Origin of the sequence: Blautia sp. BIOML-A1 (genome assembly GCF_009883055.1) — a bacterium.
Taxonomy (GTDB): domain Bacteria; phylum Bacillota; class Clostridia; order Lachnospirales; family Lachnospiraceae; genus Blautia_A.
On the sequence record NZ_WWVR01000095.1, the window covers coordinates 1 to 4,046 of the forward strand.

At 38.9% G+C, this 4,046-nt stretch carries 4 protein-coding genes; all 4 read right to left on the bottom strand.

The features are described from left to right. Positions 1 to 535, bottom strand: a 535-nt coding sequence (locus GT674_RS16925) for an RNA-guided endonuclease InsQ/TnpB family protein (protein WP_330585650.1), incomplete at its 3' end; no start/stop codon positions are given. Then, positions 492 to 2,219 carry an RNA-guided endonuclease TnpB family protein gene (locus tag GT674_RS17575; protein ID WP_330585651.1) on the bottom strand — a complete coding sequence of 576 codons (1,728 nt, stop codon included), beginning with the start codon at positions 2,217 to 2,219 and terminating at the stop codon, positions 492 to 494. The genes GT674_RS16925 and GT674_RS17575, both read right to left, overlap by 44 nt. A 27-nt stretch (positions 2,220 to 2,246) precedes the next feature. After that, complete coding sequence (locus GT674_RS16940; RefSeq protein ID WP_330585652.1) at positions 2,247 to 3,374, bottom strand: RNA-guided endonuclease TnpB family protein; 1,128 nt, start codon at positions 3,372 to 3,374, stop codon at positions 2,247 to 2,249. A 63-nt stretch (positions 3,375 to 3,437) separates the two neighbouring features. Further along, on the bottom strand, positions 3,438 to 4,046 hold the full coding sequence (locus tag GT674_RS16945; RefSeq protein ID WP_442859871.1) for an RNA-guided endonuclease InsQ/TnpB family protein: 609 nt from the start codon (positions 4,044 to 4,046) through the stop codon (positions 3,438 to 3,440).

Consider the following 4,046-nt stretch of genomic DNA (forward strand, 5'->3'; position numbering starts at 1 on the left):
TTTCACCGGTAGAAAATACACACATCCCATGCATGGCAAAATCAATCCCCAGAAATTTTTCTACCGGTCTTTTTTCTACTGCTTGGTTTTCACAGTAAAATAACAGACTTGCAAAATATTTTCCGGATGCTTCCCGGCTGACTGTTACAGATTTCAGTTTCCATTTTTCTGATATCGGACGGCGAAACTTTGTCCTAATGGCCGTCATCTTAGGCAGTTTCAAATATTTTCCTTCCAGAAAGATATTTCCGTTCACTACGTTTGTTGTATAAGATTTTCTTGATGACTTCTTTGATTTGAAGCGTGGAAATCCTGCAGATGGTTCACGGAAAAACTTACAGAAAGCACTTTCCAGATGCATCTGTACATTTGCCAGTGCTAATGAATCCACCTCTTTCAGCCAGGGATATTCTTTCTTATAGCTGGCTGGTGTATTCCTTAACATCTTCTTTTCTTTTTTATAATGTTCTATCTTATCTGCAAGCATACAGTTATAGATAAATCGACTGCAGCCGATTGTTTTTTCTATCTGCACACGTTGTTCTGCATTTGGATAGATTCTTATTTTTACTGCCCGGTTTATTTTCCTCACCTCNTTCCTCCAGTTTATATTCCAACATAGACAGAAACAGACCATATCCATTATCATGTACACCTTTTCCAAAATGAAGTCCTCCTGCCATCCCTTTCAGATCCAGGTCTTCCACGCATACTGCATCGTAGTTCTCTGCAAGACCTGCACTGAGTTTATGCTGAAAATCTTTTCTCTGATTTCGGATCTTTTCATGACACAGTGCAACCCGTTTCTTCTGTTTTTCATAATTCCGACTGCCTCTCTGGCATCTGGACAGTTTCCGCTGTTCCCGTGCAAGCTTTTTCTCTGTATTCCGGTAGAACATCGGATATCCGGCTCTTTCACCGGTAGAAAATACACACATCCCATGCATGGCAAAATCAATCCCCAGAAATTTTTCTACCGGTCTTTTTTCTACTGCTTGGTTTTCACAGTAAAATAACAGACTTGCAAAATATTTTCCGGATGCTTCCCGGCTGACTGTTACAGATTTCAGTTTCCATTTTTCTGATATCGGACGGCGAAACTTTGTCCTAATGGCCGTCATCTTAGGCAGTTTCAAATATTTTCCTTCCAGAAAGATATTTCCGTTCACTACGTTTGTTGTATAAGATTTTCTTGATGACTTCTTTGATTTGAAGCGTGGAAATCCTGCAGATGGTTCACGGAAAAACTTACAGAAAGCACTTTCCAGATGCATCTGTACATTTGCCAGTGCTAATGAATCCACCTCTTTCAGCCAGGGATATTCTTTCTTATAGCTGGCTGGTGTATTCCTTAACATCTTCTTTTCTTTTTTATAATGTTCTATCTTATCTGCAAGCATACAGTTATAGATAAATCGACTGCAGCCGATTGTTTTTTCTATCTGCACACGTTGTTCTGCATTTGGATAGATTCTTATTTTTACTGCCCGGTTTATTTTCCTCACCTCNGCAACCCGTTTCTTCTGTTTTTCATAATTCCGACTGCCTCTCTGGCATCTGGACAGTTTCCGCTGTTCCCGTGCAAGCTTTTTCTCTGTATTCCGGTAGAACATCGGATATCCGGCTCTTTCACCGGTAGAAAATACACACATCCCATGCATGGCAAAATCAATCCCCAGAAATTTTTCTACCGGTCTTTTTTCTACTGCTTGGTTTTCACAGTAAAATAACAGACTTGCAAAATATTTTCCGGATGCTTCCCGGCTGACTGTTACAGATTTCAGTTTCCATTTTTCTGATATCGGACGGCGAAACTTTGTCCTAATGGCCGTCATCTTAGGCAGTTTCAAATATTTTCCTTCCAGAAAGATATTTCCATTCACTACGTTTGTTGTATAAGATTTCCTTGATGACTTCTTTGATTTGAAGCGTGGAAATCCTGCGGATGGTTCACGAAAGAACTTACAGAAAGCACTTTCCAGATGCATCTGTACATTTGCCAGTGCTAATGAATCCACCTCTTTCAGCCAGGGATATTCTTTCTTATAGCTGGCTGGTGTATTCCTTAACATCTTCTTTTCTTTTTTATAATGTTCTATCTTATCTGCAAGCATACAGTTATAGATAAATCGACTGCAGCCGATTGTTTTTTCTATCTGCACACGTTGTTCTGCATTTGGATAGATTCTTATTTTTACTGCCCGGTTTATTTTCCTCACCTCGTATATGTTGATAAATAATTTCAATCATTGCTTTTGAACATTTTGTTCNGCAACCCGTTTCTTCTGTTTTTCATAATTCCGACTGCCTCTCTGGCATCTGGACAGTTTCCGCTGTTCCCGTGCAAGCTTTTTCTCTGTATTCCGGTAGAACATCGGATATCCGGCTCTTTCACCGGTAGAAAATACACACATCCCATGCATGGCAAAATCAATCCCCAGAAATTTTTCTACCGGTCTTTTTTCTACTGCTTGGTTTTCACAGTAAAATAACAGACTTGCAAAATATTTTCCGGATGCTTCCCGGCTGACTGTTACAGATTTCAGTTTCCATTTTTCTGATATCGGACGGCGAAACTTTGTCCTAATGGCCGTCATCTTAGGCAGTTTCAAATATTTTCCTTCCAGAAAGATATTTCCGTTCACTACGTTTGTTGTATAAGATTTTCTTGATGACTTCTTTGATTTGAAGCGTGGAAATCCTGCGGATGGTTCACGAAAGAACTTACAGAAAGCACTTTCCAGATGCATCTGTACATTTGCCAGTGCTAATGAATCCACCTCTTTCAGCCAGGGATATTCTTTCTTATAGCTGGCTGGTGTATTCCTTAACATCTTCTTTTCTTTTTTATAATGTTCTATCTTATCTGCAAGCATACAGTTATAGATAAATCGACTGCAGCCGATTGTTTTTTCTATCTGCACACGTTGTTCTGCATTTGGATAGATTCTTATTTTTACTGCCCGGTTTATTTTCCTCACCTCNGTCATCTTAGGCAGTTTCAAATATTTTCCTTCCAGAAAGATATTTCCGTTCACTACGTTTGTTGTATAAGATTTCCTTGATGACTTCTTTGATTTGAAGCGTGGAAATCCTGCGGATGGTTCACGAAAGAACTTACAGAAAGCACTTTCCAGATATATCTGTACATTTGCCAGTGCTAATGAATCCACCTCTTTCAGCCAGGGATATTCTTTCTTATAGCTGGCTGGTGTATTCCTTAACATCTTCTTTTCTTTTTTATAATGTTCTATCTTATCTGCAAGCATACAGTTATAGATAAATCGACTGCAGCCGATTGTTTTTTCTATCTGCACACGTTGTTCTGCATTTGGATAGATTCTTATTTTTACTGCCCGGTTTATTTTCCTCACCTCTTATTTCTATATGTTGATAAAGGATTTCAATCATCACTTTTGAACATTTTGTTCTTTTTATTATAATACAAACCCATCGTCAGNCTGTTCCCGTGCAAGCTTTTTCTCTGTATTCCGGTAGAACATCGGATATCCGGCTCTTTCACCGGTAGAAAATACACACATCCCATGCATGGCAAAATCAATCCCCAGAAATTTTTCTGCCGGTCTTTTTTCTACTGTTTGGTTTTCACAGCAAAATAACAGACTTGCAAAATATTTTCCGGATGGTTCCCGGCTGACTGTTACAGATTTCAGTTTCCATTTTTCTGATATCGGACGGTGAAGCTTTATCCTGATGGCTGTCATCTTAGGCAGTTTCAAATATTTTCCTTCCAGAAAGATATTTCCATTCACTACGTTTGTTGTATAAGATTTCCTTGATGACTTCTTTGATTTGAAGCGTGGAAATCCTGCGGATGGTTCACGAAAGAACTTACAGAAAGCACTTTCCAGATGCATCTGTACATTTGCCAGTGCTAATGAATCCACCTCTTTCAGCCAGGGATATTCTTTCTTATAGCTGGCTGGTGTATTCCTTAACATCTTCTTTTCTTTTTTATAATGTTCTATCTTATCTGCAAGCATACAGTTATAGATAAATCGACTGCAGCCGATTGTTTTTTCTAT